At 64.2% G+C, this 17,269-nt stretch carries 8 protein-coding genes and 1 tRNA gene; 5 read left to right on the top strand and 4 right to left on the bottom strand.

What is annotated here, in order from left to right; translation table 11 throughout:
* Positions 1 to 226 precede the first annotated feature (226 nt).
* The 4 genes from FJ940_RS08640 (at position 227) to FJ940_RS08655 (ending at position 3,381) form a co-directional block, all read left to right on the top strand.
* Complete coding sequence (locus FJ940_RS08640) at positions 227 to 1,159, top strand: lysylphosphatidylglycerol synthase domain-containing protein (protein ID WP_140494126.1); 933 nt, start codon at positions 227 to 229, stop codon at positions 1,157 to 1,159.
* Positions 1,160 to 1,296: 137 nt separating this feature from the next.
* A tRNA-Gln gene (locus FJ940_RS08645) sits at positions 1,297 to 1,370 on the top strand.
* Positions 1,371 to 1,519: 149 nt separating this feature from the next.
* Positions 1,520 to 2,014 (top strand): hypothetical protein, encoded by a 495-nt coding sequence (locus FJ940_RS08650; protein ID WP_246670990.1) that lies wholly within the window; start codon positions 1,520 to 1,522, stop codon positions 2,012 to 2,014.
* 362 nt (positions 2,015 to 2,376) lie between these two features.
* Positions 2,377 to 3,381 carry a L,D-transpeptidase gene (locus FJ940_RS08655; protein WP_140656298.1) on the top strand — a complete coding sequence of 335 codons (1,005 nt, stop codon included), beginning with the start codon at positions 2,377 to 2,379 and terminating at the stop codon, positions 3,379 to 3,381.
* Positions 3,382 to 3,475: 94 nt separating this feature from the next.
* Here the strand turns inward: FJ940_RS08655 and FJ940_RS08660 are convergent, their stop codons facing one another.
* Positions 3,476 to 4,162, bottom strand: coding sequence for a D-lyxose/D-mannose family sugar isomerase (locus FJ940_RS08660; RefSeq protein WP_140515633.1), 687 nt, complete (start codon positions 4,160 to 4,162; stop codon positions 3,476 to 3,478).
* Between the two features lie 185 nt (positions 4,163 to 4,347).
* Between FJ940_RS08660 and FJ940_RS08665 the strand changes: the two genes are divergently transcribed.
* Positions 4,348 to 5,406: a D-TA family PLP-dependent enzyme gene (locus FJ940_RS08665; RefSeq protein ID WP_181171754.1), complete on the top strand. Its 1,059-nt coding sequence runs from the start codon at positions 4,348 to 4,350 to the stop codon at positions 5,404 to 5,406.
* Between the two features lie 24 nt (positions 5,407 to 5,430).
* Here FJ940_RS08665 and FJ940_RS08670 read toward each other — a convergent pair whose 3' ends face one another.
* From FJ940_RS08670 to FJ940_RS08680, 3 genes are all read right to left on the bottom strand, one after another.
* A complete protein-coding gene (locus FJ940_RS08670; RefSeq protein WP_140521733.1) occupies positions 5,431 to 6,195 on the bottom strand; it encodes a heme ABC transporter permease in 765 nt (254 codons plus the stop codon).
* Between the two features lie 166 nt (positions 6,196 to 6,361).
* Positions 6,362 to 8,134 (bottom strand): glucan ABC transporter ATP-binding protein/ permease, encoded by a 1,773-nt coding sequence (locus FJ940_RS08675; RefSeq protein ID WP_140521731.1) that lies wholly within the window; start codon positions 8,132 to 8,134, stop codon positions 6,362 to 6,364.
* Positions 8,135 to 8,488: 354 nt separating this feature from the next.
* Complete coding sequence (locus FJ940_RS08680; protein WP_140656149.1) at positions 8,489 to 17,065, bottom strand: glucoamylase family protein; 8,577 nt, start codon at positions 17,063 to 17,065, stop codon at positions 8,489 to 8,491.
* Between the last annotated feature and the right edge of the window lie 204 nt (positions 17,066 to 17,269).

The raw sequence follows: 17,269 nt of genomic DNA on the forward strand, positions 1-17,269 counted from the left end.
TGGGGACGGTCGCATGGCCGGGCCGATATTCCCGCTCGGCTGTCGATTTTCCGCCTCTCGACGACGATAACGATTGCGGCTTGCCATGGCGGCAAGGGCCGGCGGTTGAATAGCCGGCTTCGATGAGGCATCTCTGAAATAGAGGGGGCAAAGCGATCGGAATCGCCGACCGCTTTCCCGCAATGACAGCGAAGGCAACGGGCCCGCAACGCATGGCAGTCAGGCAATGAACTGGAGACGCTATTTCTGGCCGGTCGTCGGCGTCGGGGCGGTGATTTTCTCGCTCCTGCTGCTCTGGCACGAATTGCGCGGCATTTCGCTGGACGATGTCTGGGACGGTATTGCGGCGATCCCGGCCCGCGGCTGGATCCTCGCGGGGCTGAGCTCGGTTGTCGCCTATGCCTCGCTCGCCGGCTACGACCACATCGCGCTCCTGCATATCGGCAAACGCGTGTCGTGGCTGTTCGTCACGCTGTGCTCCTTCACCACCTACGCGCTGTCGCACAATATCGGCGGCTCGGTGTTTTCGGGCGCCGTCATCCGTTATCGCGCCTATGGCACGAGGGGATTGAGCGGACAGGACGTCGGCGTGCTGGTGGCGATCTGCTGGATTACCTTCGTGCTGTCGACGGTACTTGCCTCCGGCCTCGTTCTGGTGCTCGAACCGCAGATCATCGACCGCTTCTCCGGCATAGCCCATCACGGCCTGTCGCGGGCTGCGGGCATCGTCATGCTTGCCGTCGTCGCCGCCTATATCTTCGGCAGCTGGCTGCATCTGCGGCCGCTGAAGATCGGCAGCTTTCAGATTCACTATCCGGCCCTGCCGATCGTGGCGCGACAATTACTGATCGGCCCGATCGAACTCCTGGCGGCAGCCGCGATCATCTTCTTTGCCCTCCCCGGGACCCATAACCCCGGCTATTTCGTGGTGCTCGGCGTGTTCCTCGTCTCCTTCTCGATCGCGCAGATCTCGCACGCGCCGGGTGGGCTGGGCGTGTTCGAGGTGGTGTTCCTGGCCGGGCTCTCCGACATGGACCCCGTGGGCGTGCTGGCGGCCCTGCTGGTATTCCGGCTGTTTTATCTCATCGTCCCGCTGTTTCTGGGCCTGGGCATCGTGCTCTATTTCGAGCGCTCGCAGTTCGGGCGGACAGGCAATTGAAAAGCCGCGCCGAAACATCACAATTGAAACACCGGCAGGCTTGACTATTTTCTGCTGGCGGCTACAAGGCAGCGCTCACAGCGGTTCGCCCGCTCGGCCCGCGCGGTTTTCACGTTTGTCGTGATAGTCACGCCTGCTGGGGAATAGGTTAACGGTAGACCCACGGACTCTGACTCCGTTAGTCCTGGTTCGAATCCAGGTTCCCCAGCCAGCTTCATTCTCACCGTCCGCACCAGACCAACCGGCCTGATTCGCCCGTCTCGCGATCGAACAGGCAGCCCGATCACGGGTTGAAATATCGGGACGGCCTCTTACCTCGGTGAAGGGCGGGCGAACAATCCAGCAGATCGGAGAGCGGTTTTGGCGTCTTGCGGGATTCGACTACCGGCTATCCTGTTTCTTCTCACCGGCACGGTCACGCTCTGGTCCTGCGTCGTTCCCGACGATACGTCCAAGCTTGCGAAAGAGGATCCCACGACGGCGGCCGCCCAAAAGGAAATGGTCGGTCTCAGCGAAGCGGACCTGCGAATGTGCGCGGGGTTCCCCACCGCCACCGCCGACGAAGGAGCATCGGGGCAAATCTGGAGCTACGAGCGCGCGGTGCAGCGGGGCAATGTCAATGTCGTGCTTCCTACCTTCGCGGTAGGCCCCATCCCTTCCGTCGGCGGGTCGTTGAATGTCGCTCCGGGAGGTTATTGCAACACACAGGTTCGCATCGTCGATGGCCGTGTGGCTGAGGTCGCCTATGCGGGCGATAACAACCTTCCAAACCGCCGCGATGGGCTGTGTGTCAGCGCCGTCGACGCATGCGTCGTCTATGCCCGCAAACAAAGCAAGGCCAGGCCTGGCAGTTAATGGCGTTCGACACCGGTGCGTGTGAGCCCGGCGTTGCCATAGGCGCTGCACGGGCTGGTGGAATGCCTGACACGGCGCGGCGAAGCGAGGAGTTGCCGGTGCTGCTGGCAAAGCTCGCCACGGCGATGGCCAAGGCGGATGTACCGATCAGTTCGTCATGCCTGTGTGCAGGACGAGCGTGCAGCCGGCGCCGAGTTCTTGCCGTTAAGTCTATCATCACATGCATCCGCGCGACTGCCGGACGTCCCGATCCGTATTCGCATACTGGCGGTCGGTGATCGCGGCTCAAATGCAGGGGGGATGGAACCAGATCGGCCCTGCAACGTCATAGAAGCAGGTGCTCATGCAGGAGTGTGACGTCGATGACCAGGCTCCTTCTCGTCGCGGCTGTCGTGCTCGCCATGGCATGTGACGTATCGGCGGCGGCAAAGCTGGACGTCGCAGCCGTCAACAACGTGCAATTCGACGACAGCGAAGCAAAAGGCGTCAGTGCGACCGTGCTGAAGGCACAGATCCTTCTGGATCGCGCGCGCTTCTCGCCGGGCCTGATCGACGGCCGCGCAGCAGAGAACTTCGCCAAGGCGGTCCGGGCGTTTCAGGCGGCCAACGGGCTGCCCGCCGATGGTAAGCTCACCCGCCAGACCTGGGACAAGCTGGTCGCGACCTCCCCGAGCCCGGCGCTCGAGACGTACGAGCTGACGCGCAAGGATGTGCGCGGACCGTTTACCAGGCGAATTCCGGCGCGCATGGAGAAAATGGCCCGCCTGCGCAGGCTCGGCTACCACAACGCGGCGGAAAAAATAGCGGAGCGCTTCCACGTCAGCCAACAGTTGCTTCAACGGCTCAACCCTGGCGTCGGCTTCAGGAAGGCCGGGCAAAAGGTGCTGGTGCCTGCCGTCACCCGAGGCGATCCGCCCGCGGGTGTTGCTGAGGTCGAGGTCGACAAGGGCGCGCGCCAGCTTCGCGTGCTCGACCCGTCCGGCAAAGTGCTTGCGGTGTACCCCGCCTCGATCGGCAGCCAGGAGAAGCCGGCGCCGAGCGGCCAGGCAGAGGTCAAACGCGTGGTGCACAACCCGACCTATCACTACGATCCCGACTTCGCCTTCAAGGGGGTCAGGACCAAGCGCCCCTTCACGATCGCCGCCGGGCCAAACAATCCGGTGGGATCGGTGTGGATTGATTTGTCCATCGAAAGTTACGGCATTCACGGGACTCCGGACCCGAGCAAGATCGGGAAAACCTTCTCGCATGGCTGCATCAGGCTGACCAATTGGGACGCCGAAGATGTCGCCTCCGAAGTGCACGAGGGCACGAAGGTCATCTTCACCGGCGAAGCGGTGGGATCGATCGACCAGGGATCGCCGTAGAGGCAACCGGGGGACTCACTTTCACTTGGCTGCTGCCATTGAGGCGCTGCCGGCCTTGGCCGTTAGCCGGCCGGCGCCTCAGTTTACTGCGAAGTTACCCCAGCCACTTCTCATAGTCGGACACCAGCAGGTGCAGCGGGGCGACGTCCTCGTCGATGTTGGAGAAGCGACCGATCGGCTCGCGAAATACATTGTCGGTGAGATCGTCATTGACGGTCGACACCTCGCCGATCAGTACGTCCTTGCCTTCGGCCCAGAAGGCATGCCAGACGCCGGGCAGCAGCGTGACGCTCTGGCCCGGATCAAGCTTCAGCAGCCCGCCCGCCGGCAACCGGTGGATGGTGCCGTCGACAGGCACCGACACCTCGGCCTTGGGATCGATGCCGCCGTCGCGATCGTGCATGAACAGTTCCAGCACCAGCTTGCCGCCGCCACGGTTGATGATGTCCTCGGCTTTGATGTTGTGGCGGTGCATCGGCGACAACTGGTCCTTGCGCGAGATCATGATCTTCTCGGCATAGAGCATGCCCATGCCCTTCTTCATGTCCTCGTAGCGGCCGTTGCGCACTGTGAACAGGAACAGGCCGAGCTCCTTGAATTTTTCCTGGCCGTAATCGGTGATGTCCCAGCCGAGCCGCGAGGTGAAGATGGCCGAAGAATCGATCTGGCGCGCCTTCATCTCTTCCGGCGACCAGTAGGCGAAGGGCGGCATGATGTAGCCGAACGATCGGATGAAAGCGTCGGCTTCGCGGATGATGTCGTTGATGGCGGAGCGTTTCATGATCGTGGTCCTCGTGTCGACTTTTCCGATAAGTCGCATAGCCCAACGCCGATGCGGTGTCGATCCGTATTGCCCGCCCCGGCTTGCGGCGTGGCCGCATGGAACCACGGGTCCGCTCGGCTGGCCGCGTGACATAAGGCGGTTTCAAGGCCATAACCGCTGCGGATTCCACAGGGTGACAGATGATGCCGACCATTCACGACCTCGATACGCCATCGATCCTGATCGACGCAGCGCGCGCCGAAGCCAATATTGCCCGCGCGCAAGCGCATGCCGACCGCCACGGGTTGAAGCTCAGGCCGCACATCAAGACGCATAAGCTGCCCTATTGGGCGAAGAAGCAGGTGGCGGCGGGCGCGGTCGGCATCACCTGCCAGAAGATCGGGGAGGCCGAGGTGATGGCCGATGCCGGGCTGACCGACATTTTTCTCCCCTACAACATTCTTGGCCGCGCCAAGCTGGAGCGGCTGAAGGCGCTGCACATGCGCGTAACCCTGTCGGTGACGGCGGACAGCGTGGAGACGATCGACGGGCTGGCCGCCACCTTCACCGATGCCGGCAATCCCCTGCCGGTCCTGGTCGAATGCGACACCGGCATGGGGCGTTGCGGCGTGCAGACGGCTGGTGAAGCGGTTGGGCTGGCAAGACAGATCGACACGGCCAAGGGCCTCGTCTTCGGCGGGTTGATGACCTATCCGGCCGCGGGCCGTGCGGCGGAGGCCGAGGCCTGGCTCGCCGGCGCCAGGCAGGCGCTGGCCGCCTGCGGTCTCGCCTGCGCGCGCATCTCCAGCGGCGGCACGCCCGACATGTGGCGCTCGGGCGAAGACAGCGTCGTCACGGAATACCGCCCCGGCACCTACATCTATCTCGACCGCTACCAGGTCGCCAAGGGCGTCGGCAGCCTCGACGATTGCGCGCTGAGCGTGCTGTCGACCGTGGTCAGCCATCCGACGCGGACGCGTGCCATCCTCGACGCCGGCAGCAAGGCGCTGTCGAGCGATACGCTGGGGCTCGCCGATTTCGGCGAGTTGCTCGGCGTTGCGGGAGCGCGGGTGACGGGCCTGAGCGAGGAACACGGCACGGTCACGCTCTCAGGCGATGGCAAGCTTCGCATCGGCGAGCGCGTGCGCGTGGTGCCCGACCATTGCTGCGTCGTCACCAACCTGTTCAATGAGGTCAATTTGATCGACGGCGAGACGGTGCTGGAAACCCTGCCGGTGGCCGCACGTGGGCGGATGGGATGACTTCTTTGGCCAGGCGCGGGTGATTCAAGCCGGCTGACGCTCAGCCTGCCGGGCCGCGACCCTGCGCATCGCAATCACCCGCCGCCGGTGGATTTCGGTACGCATCGCCATCAGGTGCAGCGCGAAGAACAGCACCGTGAAGCCGATGGCCATCACCAGCAGCGGCCATAGCATCGAGGGGTCGATGGTCGATCCGCCCATGCGGAACACCGAGGCCGGCTGATGCAGCGTGTTCCACCAATCGACCGAGAATTTTATGATCGGGATGTTGATGAAGCCGACCAGCGTAATGATGGCGGCGGCCCAGGCGGCGCGGCCGGCATCATCGAGCGCGCGGGTCAGCGCGATGATGCCGAGATACATCAGGAACAGCACGAAAACCGAAGTCAGCCGCGCGTCCCACACCCACCAGGTGCCCCACATCGGCTTGCCCCAGATCGAACCGGTGACCAGCGCCAGCGCGGTGAAGACGGCACCTATGGGGGCCGCCGATTTCAGTGCGACATCGGCCAGCGGATGGCGCCAGACCAATGTGCCGAGCGCCGAGAGCGCCATCAGCGTGTAGCACATCATGGCCAACCAGGCGAAAGGCACATGGATGTACATGATGCGGACGGTGATGCCTTGCTGGAAGTCCTCGGGCGCGGTGAAGCTCATATAGAGGCCGGCGGCAAGGGTCAGCGCCGCAATCGTCGCCAGCCACGGCACCACCCGGTCGGCAAGCGCCACGAACCGTGTCGGGTTGGCAAGATCGGTCCAGCCGCTCAGGCGTGAAGTGCTGTCGCTCATGCCGCTTTAAATAGCCCGGCTATGCGTCTGGGGCAATCGAGGGAGTGTCGCAGGCCTTGTCACCTCCCCTTGGGGAGGGTCGCTGCGAAGCAGCGGGTGAGGACGGCGGCGCTCCCCGACCGGACCTTCGGTCCGACCTCCCACGGGGGGAGGTAAAAGAACCCGCTCAGGCGGCCTCGCCCTGTATCGAGCGGCTGAGGCGGCGGACCTCTTCGTCGTTGAGCAGGCCGCCGGCGCGCAGCAGGCTGGCGAAACGGCCGTTGCGCAGCGACAGCTCGGCGAAGCCACCCATTTCGACCACCCTGCCCTTGTCCATGAACACGACCAGATCGGCGTCGCGGACGGTAGTCAGGCGGTGGGCGATGATGAAGGTGGTGCGGTCGCGGCGCAATTCGTCGATCGCTTCCTTGACGCGGTCTTCTGTCTCGACGTCGAGGGCGCTGGTCGCCTCATCCAGCACCAGGATCGGAGCATCCTTCAGCACGGCGCGGGCAATGGCGATGCGCTGGCGCTCGCCGCCAGACAACTGGCCGCCGCGTTCGCCGACCACCGTGTCGTAGCCATTGCTCTTGGCCAGGATGAAGTCCTGTGCGGCAGCCGCGTCGGCGGCGGCATGGATCTCGTCGTTGGTCGCATCGGAGCGGCCGACGCGGATGTTGTCCTCGATCGAGCGGTTGAGCAGGCCTGCATCCTGGAACACGGTGGCGATCGAATGGCGCAGCGACTTGCGGGTCACGGTGCGGGTGTCGATGCCGTCGATCAGGATACGGCCGGTGGACGGCGAGAAGACGCGCTGCAACAGATTGATGAGCGTGGTCTTGCCGGCGCCGGTCGGCCCAACGATGGCTACGGTCTGGCCCGCCTGGACCTCGAAGGAGACGTCGTGGATGCCCTGCCCCGAATTGGCGAATTCGAAGCCGACATTCTCGAAACGGACATGGCCGGTGACGTTCGTGAGATCGCGCAGCCCGTCCGGTTCGGCGGCGTCGGCCGCTGAGTCCTCGAGATGGTAGAAATCCTCGAGCTTGGCGCGGGCCTCCGAAATCTGGTTGGCGAATGCCGACATCTGGTCGAGACGGGCGATCAGCAGCGTTGCAAAACCGGTGAAGGCGATGACGTCGCCGATGCGCAGCTGGCCGTGGGTGACCAGATAGGCGCCGATCAAAAGCACCACCATCATCGAAATCGTCGACGACAGGCGATGCAGCGCATTGGCCATGGCCCACCAGTCGAGCACAGGGTTCTGCGCATCGAGCAGGTTCTTGACGTAGCGGCGCAGCGTATCGGCCTCATGGCCGAGGCGGTTGTAGCTCTGCAAAACGGCGACGTTGCTGACCGAGTCCGTCACATGGGCGAATACGGTATGATAGTGGCGCTCCACGGCGGCCTGGCCCGCCTTGGTCCGCTTCATCACCAGCCGGCCGATGCCGACATAGAGCACGCCGAGAGCCAGCAGCACCATCGACATGCGCACGTCCATGCTGAGCGCGGTCGGGATCAACAGGAACAGCGCGACGGCGGTGGACAGATGCTGGCGCATGAATTCGAGCCAGAGGCTGAACAAGGTCTCCACGGCACGCAGCAGCGTGTGCAGCGAATTGGACGTGCCGCGCTGATGATGCCAGGCGAGCGGCATGGTGATGACGCGCTCGAAGGAGTCGCAGAGCACTTCGCTGCGCCGGGCGTGGGCGAAGCGGTCGGCGCCGCGCGCCACAAGAACGAACGCGATGATGTTGAAGGCGCCGAGGCCGGCCCAGAGGGCGAGCGTCGAAAAGACGGAGCCGTGTGCGGAAATCGCGTCGATCACGCGACCGAACATGATCGGCTCCAGGATGGCGATGATGGCCAGCGCGACATTGGCTGAGCAGATCAGCGCCACGCGTTTCCTGTCAGCTGCCAAATAACCGAGCGCTCGCCAGTAGATTTGCAGAAGGGACACTTCAGCTACTCCGCCAAAACATTTATTGTGCACCGCACCATTTCTTGACACGTATCGGTTAACGCGTCGCAAAACAATGCCCGTCTATCCCTTCCGTTCCCGTTTAGCGAACAAAAGATGACGACGATGCGAAATCTCACGTGATCACCTAACGGGTTGAGATAAAAGGTGAAATGTCAGCCTTGCGGCAAAATCATGGCAGCCGCTGAGCGCTGCCACATTTTTAATCACGGCGATCTTGCCCGGCATGGCCCGACCGGATCCGCCGGCTGCCCAAGTGGAGATCTGCAAATAGACAAAAGACTGTCCCGCGCATTCCGGAGGATGCGCGGGACAGGGTTGAAGCTGTTGATTTTACGAGGGTATCTTCACGACAACTTCGACCTTGCTACCAGCCTTCGGTTGGAAAGACGCGGATTTCGTCTTCGAACCATCAACTTCAAGCGAGATCGACTTGGTCTTTTTGTCGCGGACGACACGCACCGTGACTTCGGCCCCCAGCATTTTGAGCGTGGCGGCGTAGCCATCCCAATGGCTGGGCAGTTTCGGCCTAAACGTGATCTGCTTTCCACGCCGCTCGATGCCGAGAATGCCTTCGACCGCCGCCCGGTACAGCCAGCCCGCCGAGCCCGTGTACCACGTCCAGCCACCGCGACCGCCCTTGTTGTCGCTGGCATTGCCGTCGCCGGCGTAGATATCGGCCGCAACGACGTAGGGCTCGACACGGTAGCGCTCTGCCGAGGCCTCGTCCAATGCGTGGTTGACCGGGTTCAGCATCGAGAAGCAGCGATAGGCTTCGTCGTTCAGCCCCATTTCGGCCAGCGCGATGACGAACCAGGTGGCGGCATGAGTATACTGGCCGCCATTCTCGCGAACGCCCGGCGGGTAGCTCTTGATGTAGCCCGGGTCCTTCTTCGTCTTCGAAAAGGGCGGCGTGAACAGCTTGAGGATCTTGAGTTCGTCGTCGACGAGCAGCTTGGTTGCCTGCTGCATCGCCGTCGTCGAACGCGCCGGATCGCCCTCGCCCGAGAGCACGCTCCAGGACTGGGCGATGGAGTCGATCCTGCACTCCTGGGATGAGCGCGAACCGAGCGGCGTGCCATCGTCAAAACTGCCGCGCCGATACCATTCGCCGTCCCATGCCGTGCTCTCCAGCGCGCGTTTCAGCGCGTCGGCATGCTTTGCCCAGGCCTGCGCGTGCTTGGCATCACCCTCCGTCTTGGCCACGGCGGCGAAGTCGCCCAGCGTCCGCAGCAGGAACCATCCGAGCCAGACGCTCTCGCCCTTGCCTTGCTCGCCGACGCGGTTCATGCCGTCATTCCAGTCGCCGCCGAGGATCAGCGGCAGCCCGGCGGGACTGCTGCGCGCAATGGCAAGATCGAGCGCACGCGCGCAATGCTCGTAAAGGGACGCCGTCTTTTTCGAAATTTCGGGCGTGAAGAAAGCATCGTGCTCGCCCTCGCCCAGCGGCTGTCCATCGATGAAGGGCAGCTGCTCCTTCAGGATGGTGGCGTCACCCGTCACCAGCAGGTAGCGCGCGGTGGCATGGGCCAGCCAGACCACGTCGTCGGAGATCAGCGTACGCACACCCGCCCCGGTGCGCGGCAGCCACCAATGCTGCACGTCGCCTTCAGGGAACTGCCGACGCGCCGCGTTGAGGATCTGGTCTCGCGCCAGTTTGGGATCGTGCGCCAGCAGAGCCAGCGTGTCCTGCAACTGGTCGCGGAAGCCGAAGGCGCCACTGGCCTGATAGAAGGCAGAGCGGGCGCGGATGCGGCAGGCGAGGCTCTGGTAGGGCAGCCAGTGGTTGACCATGGCGTCGAGCGCCTTGTCCGGCGTTTCGACCTGAATGGTGTCGAGGAAGCCGCGCCACTCGCGCTCGTTGTCGGCCAGACGCTGGTCGAAATCCCTGCCCCGATGCTTGCGCACCAGGGCGCTCGCTTCCGCGGCCGAGCCGGCGTCCCCGAGCAGCCAGAACAGCGTGACGTCGCCGCCGGCCGGAACATCGATGTCGCGGGCGATTGCAGCGCAGGGATCGTCGCCGGCCTCCACGCGGCCTGACAGTCCCGCGCCGCTCAGCACCGCCTGCGGAAACTCGCTGGTGCCGTGCCGGCCCAGGAATTCAGTCCGGTCTGCTGTCACCGAATGCACGCCGTCATCGGCGGCGAGGAAGGCGACGCGCTCCCCGAAATCGAGCCCGTAGGGGTTCTGTGCCAGCAAGGCGCCGGTGGCGGCATCGCGCGACGGAACGATGGTCGCCGCCGTGCGCGAGCGATGTCCGCCCAGCACCCATTCGGCATAGGCATAGACGCGCAGCCTGGCCGGCGCCGGGCCGGCATTCTGGATGCGCAGGCGGGAAATCTTCACCGGGTCGACCGGGTCGACGACATGGGTGAGGTCCATCGACAATGAGCCGCGCTTCGACCGGAAGGTGGAGAACCCTTGGCCGTGCCACGTCTCGTAAGTCATCGACGGATCGCGCACCACGGCGGCGAGCGGCGAGAATGCCCGGCCACTGGCGTGATCATAGATATAGATGCCCTCACCGGGCCGGTTCGAAACCGGATCGTTCGACCACGGCGTCAGTTGGTAATCGCGGCTGTTGCGGCTCCAGGTGAAGGCAGCGCCTTCGGCGGAGACGTGGAAGCCGAACGAGGCGTTGGAAATAACATTGATCCAGGGTTGGGGCGTGGTGCTGCGGCCGGCCAGGCGCACGACATAATGCCGCCCGTCGCCCTCGAAACCACCGAACCCGTTCCATTGGCTGAGCCCGTGCCCGTCCGCCGCCAGGGCCTGCGAGCCAAAGGAATGCGTCATAGACCCCAATTCGGGCAATGCCGCCGGCTGCTGGGCATCGCGCGCCTGCAAGGCGGCCACTTCGGCCCGCTCGATCTGATCGAAGATGGTGCCGTTGCGCGTGTGCAGAACCACGCGGGCAACCGCAAGCAGCGTCTTGTAGGTGGTCTCGTCCATCAGGTCGCGGCGCACGGCGAATATGTGCTGGCGCGGTCCGAGCTCCTTGCCGCGCAAGCGGCTGTTCTCGCACAGGGATTCGACTGCTCGCTGCAGGTCCTGCACATAGGACGAGGCCTGTTCGTTGACGACGACGAAATCGATCATCATGCCACGGGTGCGCATGTACTCCTGGAAACGCAGCGCCTGGGCGACGATTTCGAGATCGGCGACGTCGCCGATCCTGACCAGGAAGATCGGGAAATCGCCGGAGATGCTGGTCGGCCACAGGCTCGACTGCTTGCCCAGTCCCGAAGCGATGGATTCGGCCGGCAGGCGCAGGAACGGATCGGGATAGATCAGATAGCGCGCCAGCTTCTGTACGTTGGCGGCGTCGGCCAGGCTGAGGCCGAGATGCCGGGTCTGCACCTGGCTGCGCGTCCAGGCAAGCATTGCCTGTCGGGCAAAGCTCTCCGGGTGGTCGAGCCGGGCAATGGCCTCCTCCAGCTCCGCGCGGTTGGAACCGACGACGGTCCAGAAGGTCAGCGATATCTTCTTGTTGGCGGGCACGCGAACCTGGCGGCGCAGCGAGGCGACGGGATCGAGGGTGAAGCCGGAATGGCCGCCAAGCCGGGCGCCCGGATCGAACGCCGCAGCGTCGACGATGGTGCGGCCGCGGCCGATGAAGGCGCGCCTGTCGGTCTCGGCTTCGGCGTCGCGCGCCGGACCGGACGGGTCGGTGACGAAATGCACCATCGTCACGTCTGGCTCGCTAGTCTCACGCTTGCGCCGCGTGGCGAAGATCGCCCCATTGTTGGGGGCAATTTCGGTCTCCACGAACATTTTCGAGAAGGCGGGATGGGCATTGTCAGATACCTCCAGGCCCAGCACGAGCTCGGCGAAGGAGGTCACTTCGATGTGGCGGTCGGTCGGTCCCTCGTTGAACAGCGTCACGCGCCGGCCTTCGCCATTGCCTTCCGAGATGACGATGCATTCGACCTCGGAGCGCAGCGTGCCGACCAGTTTGACGAAGCTCGCCTTGTCGTCGGAGAACAGCGTCTGGGTGCGCTCCTCGGCCGCGCGCTTGGGCTCCGCCGTCGCCGACCACCAATCACCAGTGCCGGCGTCGCGCAGGAAAATGTAGGAGCCGAGCCGGTCCTCGGTCGGGTCCGGCTGCCAGCGCGTGACGGACAGATCGCCCCACCGGCTGTAGCCGGAGCCTGTCGCGGTGACCATCACCGAATAGCGGCCGTTCGACATCACGTTGGTCGAACGCAGCGCCCGCACAGGATCGAGCACGATGCGGGTGTCGGGACTCTCGGTTTCGGTCTCGTCCTTCGCCCGTTCGTCCGCCTCGGTCCTGACGGTCGCGGTCGGGATGTCGCGCGGCGCCCTCTCCTGGAGCAGAAGTTCGGCCGACTCGATGACCGGATCGCTGTGGAAACGGTCGCGCAGGCGACCCTCGAAAATGGCATCGGCCACCGCCGCGATCGACATGCCGGAATGGTGGGCCATGTAGTTCTGCACGACGACGTGATCGGTGCCTTCCGGCACGCGCTGCGGCGTGAAATCGACCGCGTCGTAGTAACCATGGCGGCCAAGCGCGCCGAGTTCCCGCAGGCGCGCTAGGTTCTGCACCGCTTCACGCGGGTTGAACTGCGCGGCCAGCACGGTGGCGTAAGGCGCGATCACCGTGTTCTGGCCAAGACCGCGCTTCAGCCCGAGACCGGGCACGCCGAAATTGGTGTACTGGTAGGTCAGCTCGCGGTCGCGGGCATTGTAGGCCGCTTCCGAAATGCCCCAGGGCACATTCTTCTGACGGCCATACTGGATCTGGCGCTTGATGATCAGCTTGCTGGTCTGGTTGAGAATCGAACCTTGCGGTTCCTTCATCACCAGCGGCGGCATCAGATACTCGAACATCGAGCCGGACCAGGACATCAGCGCGCCCTGGAAGCCGATCTCGACGATCGGCCGGCCAAGCCGGAACCAGTGCTCAGTCGGCAGGTCGCCCTTTGCGATGGCGAACAGGCTGGTCAGCCGCGCCTCGGAGGCCAGAAGATCGTAGCAGCTCTCGTCGAGCTGGTGCTCCTCGACCCGGTAGCCGATCGACAGCAGCTTGCGCTCCGGCCGCATCAGGAACGAGAACTCCATCTCGAAGGCGAAGCGGCGCGTGCGCTCGCGCAGGGTGAGCAGCTTGGCCCGCAGCGCCTCGACCGCGTTGTCGTCGCTGTGAGCGTCGTGGACATGCGCCTCGCAGGTCGCTTCGAGCCTGGCCGCCCAGTCGACGATGACATCGCTCTGTGGCGATGCCGCCTCGGTGTGGATGGCGGTGGCGAGCTTGCGGATCTCGCCGGCCAGCACAGCCAAATTGATGGTGCGGATCGAGGCCATTTCCGGCTGCGCCTTGATGGTGTCGACGGCGCGCCGCATGCCGTCGAGGCGGTCGGCAAGGCGCTGGCGCAGCGGCCGCAGCTGACGGCGGTCGTCGGGCAGCTCATCCAGGCTCTCGCCGAGGATGGTCACTGTGTCGAGGATGCCCTCGAAATCGCCCTGGAGATGAACGGACGGCGCCTCGGCCCATTCGGCGCAGGCCGCCGCCACCGCCACCAGATGGCCGGCGAGATTGCCGCTGTCGACAGCCGAGATGTAGAGCGGATAGAGCGGCTTCAGTGTGGTGGTGTCGTACCAGTTGAAGAGATGGCCGCGGCTACGCGGCATGCTCTCGATGGTCGTCATGGTGGCATCGATGCGGGTGATGGCGTCGGACAGGCTGATCCAGCCGAAATCGCGGGCCGAGACGACCGACAGGAGATAGACGCCGATATTGGTCGGGGAGGTGCGCGGCGCAACGACTGGCGCCGGGCTCTCCTGGAAATTGTCCGGCGGCAGATGATGATGCTCGGCCGTGACGAAGGTTTCGAAATAGTGCCAGGTGCGGCGCGCCACGGTGCGCAGCGCGTGGATGTCGGCCTGCGAGATGCGCAGCCGGTCCTCGGTCTCGGCCGAGCGGCTGATCCAGCTTGCGATCGCCGGGGAGCCAATCCAGAACAGAGCGAAGAAAAAGGCGACGAAGGCGCCGGTGGAATCGGCCAGCACCGGAATGGCGAGGCCGACGAAGCCGATGATCACGGCGCCGTACATCATGCCGTAGTAGGAGCCGATGTCGTTGTCGCCGGCCTTGTGCGCCTGCGAGGCGGTGCGCCATTCCAGCAGGTTCTGCCGGGAGACGAACAGCCGGTAGAGCGTGCGCACGATGGCGTCGCCCATCATCCAGGCGTTATGCGCCATAAGCACGATCTTCAATGCCACCATGGCGGTGCCGAAGGCGACGTCGCGCGCCAGTGCGGAGAAATGGCCGCGCGGCGTCTGGTCACCGCTCTTGGGCAGTATGGCGTTGACGACGTCGAAAGTGGGCGCCATGAACAGGCTGAGGATCAGCAATGCCTGCCATTGTGCTGCCTGCGTGAAGGGCAGCAGCGTCCAGCCGGCGATCGCCGCCATCACCCAGAAGATCGGCGTCAGGGAGCGGCGCAGATTGTCGACCATCTTCCAGCGCGACAGTGCCGGGACGCCGGAGCGCGGATCGAGGATGAAGCCCAGGAGTTGCCAGTCGCCCCGCGCCCAGCGATGATGGCGTGAGGCGTCGACCGAGTAGCGGGTCGGGTAATCCTCGACCAGTTCGACGTCGGTGACGAGCGCCGAACGCGCCAGCGCGCCTTCGAGCAGATCGTGGCTGAGGATGGTGTTTTCCTCGATGCGGCCCTGCAACGCGGCCTCGAAGGCGTCCACGTGGTAGAGGCCCTTGCCAGTAAAGGAACCGTCGCCGAAGACGTCCTGGTACAGGTCGGACACCGCAAAGACATAAGGATCGAGGCCGCGATTGGCCGAGAAGACCCGTTGGAAGAACGACGCCTCGTCGCCGCTGGTCAGCGAGGCGGTAATGCGTGGCTGCAGGATCGTGTAGCCCGAGGTGACGATGCGCCTGGTGGCATCGAAATGCGGTCGGTTGAGCGGGTGGCAAAGCTTGCCGACAAGCGTAGCGACCGCGTCGCGGGTGGTGCGCGTGTCGGCGTCGAGCGTCATTACGTGAACGACTTTTTCCGGCAGCGGCACATCGAGCGGCAGGAAGGTGGTGTCGCTGTCGCCGCGCAGCAGCAGGTCAAGCTCGTGCAGCTTGCCGCGTTTGCGCTCCCAGCCCATCCAGCATCCCTGCGCGGCATTGTAGAGCCGGCGCCGGTGCAGGAGATAAAAGCGCGGTGCGCCTTCGGCGGGATAGCGGGCGTTGAGGCGGGCGATCTCGTCACGGGCGAATTCGAGGATCTCGGTGTCGGCTGCGTCGATCTCGGTCTTGCTGTCGGGCCAGTCCGACAGCAGGGCGAAGTGGATCTCGTCCGCCAGATTGGCGAGGTAGTGCACTTCGATGTTGCGGATGTTTTCCTCGACGTCGTCGCGCGAGCCGATCAGCGACGGCACCACCACCAGCGTGCGTGCCTCGGACGGCACGCCGTGCCTGTAGTCATAGCCGATAAGGCGCGTCGGCTTGAGGAACAGCGAGACAACGGTATTGAAGAAAGCGAGCGCGCCTTCGCTGGCCGGCACGGCAAACAGCGCCAGCATCAAGACGATCGAAGGCACAGACAGGCCGAGATTGGCAAGGGCATTGCCGGAAACCACCAGCAGCAGCACGGTCAGCGCAAAGACCGGCAGGACGATGCCCAGCCATCCGGTCTTGGCAAAGGTGCGCTTGACGGTCTGACTGACGGTCGGTCGGTAGCCGATCGCCTTTTCCAGCTCCAGCCGGCGTGGCCCGACAAGGAAAAAACCGACATCCGTGTGCGCTAAAGGAGCCGCAAGGCCATCTGCGCCGTCGGCGGCGGATGCAATTTCGTTGGTGATCTGGCCGGCCAGTTCGATCGCCTTTTCGGCGACGCGATATTCCGACAGATTCGAGCGGCGGGCCAGCTCTTCGATCGCGGTCCGGTACTGGTCACGCGAGAAGAAATCGAGCGCGGCGAAGTCGGTGCGCTCGCGCAGCACCGTGTCGATACGGCTGACGCCCTCGAACCACACCGTCCAGTCGATATCGTTGATGAGACGCAGGCCGCGTATGATGTTGCCGGTCGTCACATTGCCGCTGGACAGCGTATGATGCTCGGAAATGATGATTTCCTCGGCGTCCGAGCCGGTCTTCTCGAGTTCGCCTTCCAGCCACTCCAGCGCCTTGCCTGCATTCTGCGAGCCGTCGCGCAAGCGGTAGAGCAGTTGCGTGGCAAAGGTGGTGTCCTGGGCGTGCGCGCTGAAATTGGCCAGGATCGCTTGCCGGTCGCGGGTATCGTCGGTCGCCAGCACCTTGTCCGCGACATCATTGGCGATCTGGCGCATCTGCCGGGTGCGGTTGACCCTGACCGCAAGGCGGCGAAGATTTTCGATCAGAACGAAGCGCAACAGCGACGGCAGCGCCCAGAGTTCGCCGATCTTCAGCGGCTCGACCGACTGGAAGCCCTGGACGATGGCCTTGAACATGGTCGCGGAGACGGAACTGTCGGAATGCGCCACATAAGTCCAGGCCAGCGCCAGCGCGCGCGGCACGCCGCCGCCGTCCGGCAGCTTCAGCGTCGGCAGTTGACGATAGAAGCGGCGCGGCAGGTCGCGCTTGACCTGGAAAATGGTTTCCTCGACCAGATAGTTGTTGTCGAGCAGCCATTGCGCCGCGGGCGTGATGGTCTCGCCCCTCGCCTGCGCGGCGTTGGTCGAACGGTAGACCTCGAGGATCTTCTTGGCGCTGTCGCGGATGCGGGCCTGGAAATCGAACGGTGTCAGGCCGAACAGATCCGCGAGATCGCCCTTGGCCAGGCTTTCACCGAGCAGCCGAAGGCGTTCCTCCGGCAGGAAAATGGATCTTATCGGTTCTTCCGTGATGGGCGGGAAGCTCGCGCTAGTCTTTTCGATTTGTGCTGGATTCGTCTGAATATTCATTGAAAATTCCGTAAGCGGGCACTCAGCGGCGTCACCGCCACGGCAATGGCCCTAAAACCGATTCAAATGCAATTGGTTGCATGCCCAGCTTTTGCCGAAAATTGTTTCCGCACCACGACAAGGCATCGTCTTTCGACAGTTTCAAAGACGAACGCCCCTCACTCCCGCCGAGACCGATCGACGGAAAGGATTCAGGCTTTTTCG

The organism is Mesorhizobium sp. B2-3-7 (genome assembly GCF_006442695.1).
In the GTDB taxonomy this organism is placed as follows: domain Bacteria; phylum Pseudomonadota; class Alphaproteobacteria; order Rhizobiales; family Rhizobiaceae; genus Mesorhizobium.

Excerpts from the sequence above, each read along its gene's own strand:
- FJ940_RS08640 (WP_140494126.1), top strand. The coding sequence starts at position 227 with ATGAACTGGAGACGCTATTTCTGGCCGGTCGTCGGCGTCGGGGCGGTG.
- FJ940_RS08655 (WP_140656298.1), top strand. The coding sequence starts at position 2,377 with ATGACCAGGCTCCTTCTCGTCGCGGCTGTCGTGCTCGCCATGGCATGT.
- FJ940_RS08660 (WP_140515633.1), bottom strand. The coding sequence starts at position 4,162 with ATGAAACGCTCCGCCATCAACGACATCATCCGCGAAGCCGACGCTTTC.
- FJ940_RS08665 (WP_181171754.1), top strand. The coding sequence starts at position 4,348 with ATGCCGACCATTCACGACCTCGATACGCCATCGATCCTGATCGACGCA.
- FJ940_RS08670 (WP_140521733.1), bottom strand. The coding sequence starts at position 6,195 with ATGAGCGACAGCACTTCACGCCTGAGCGGCTGGACCGATCTTGCCAAC.
- FJ940_RS08680 (WP_140656149.1), bottom strand. The coding sequence starts at position 17,065 with ATGAATATTCAGACGAATCCAGCACAAATCGAAAAGACTAGCGCGAGC.